We start from the raw sequence: 1056 nt of genomic DNA on the forward strand, positions 1-1056 counted from the left end.
TTTCGATGCCGCGCGTCGCCTTCCTCAACCTCGACGTGACGTGCTCGCTCTCGGCGACGCTCACGATGCTCATCGTCTATATCGTGGTCCTCGCCGAAACCACCGGCACCTGGTTCGCGGTCGGCGCCGTTATCGACAAGCCGCTGTCGAATGAACAGCTCGACAGGGGCGCCACCGGCGAAGGCCTCGGCTGCCTGGTCAGCGCACTGCTTTGCAGCACGCCGGTCACCGGCTATTCGTCGAATGCCGGCATCATCGCCATCACCGGCATCGCCAGCCGCGCCGCTTTCGCCGCGGCAGGCATCTTCCTGGTCCTGTTCGGACTGATCGGCAAACTGTCGGCGGTGATCGCCTCGATCCCGGGCCCGGTCATCGGCGGCGTGTTCGGCGTGCTCTGCGTCGTCATCGCCATGAACGGGTTCCGCGTCGTGCGCGGCACGCCGCTGACGGAAAGGAACATGCTGGTCGTCGGCCTGCCGATCCTGATGGCCCTGTTTGCTACGCTTGCGCCGCCGGATTTCGTCAAGACGCTTCCCGATATCGTGCAGTACATTCTGGGCTCGTCCATCGCCTTTGGCGCCGTCTGGGCCATCGTGCTGCACCAGATCCTGCCGAGCGCCCGATAGGGGCATTCGCAGGCCGGCCCCCGCGGGTCCGGCCAGCTCTCCATGATAAGCCCGAAGCGCGGTCGATGACCCGACCCGCCGAAGCTTTCATGCTGCCGGCTGCTCGACGAATTTTCTGCGCGCCCCTGGTGTCGGGCCCAAGTCCGGCTTGTCTTGATTTTGTCATGCCGCAAGTCTAAGCGGCGGGCACAGGCTCGGCGCACGAAGGCTAGTGCGATCCGATACGACGCAGCAATCCGAACGCTTTCCGGCAGGGAGATCTGGCGATGATCAAGGCTTTCGTCGTGGACAATGATCGCCTGCGGCTCACGGACGATCTCCTGGGCAATGGCGACAAGGTCGTCTGGGCCGATCTCTTCAATACGACCAATGACGAATAGGCAAAAATCGATAATTTGCTCGGCATCGACATTCAGCACCGCGAGGAGAT

1 protein-coding gene is annotated in these 1056 nt (G+C 63.2%); it reads left to right on the top strand.

Annotated features, from left to right (window positions below; genetic code table 11):
* The coding region (locus tag FJ980_RS33985; RefSeq protein WP_281406371.1) for a solute carrier family 23 protein at positions 1-626 on the top strand (626 nt) is incomplete at its 5' end.
* Between the last annotated feature and the right edge of the window lie 430 nt (positions 627-1056).

Origin of the sequence: Mesorhizobium sp. B1-1-5 (assembly GCF_006443065.1) — a bacterium.
GTDB lineage: Bacteria > Pseudomonadota > Alphaproteobacteria > Rhizobiales > Rhizobiaceae > Mesorhizobium.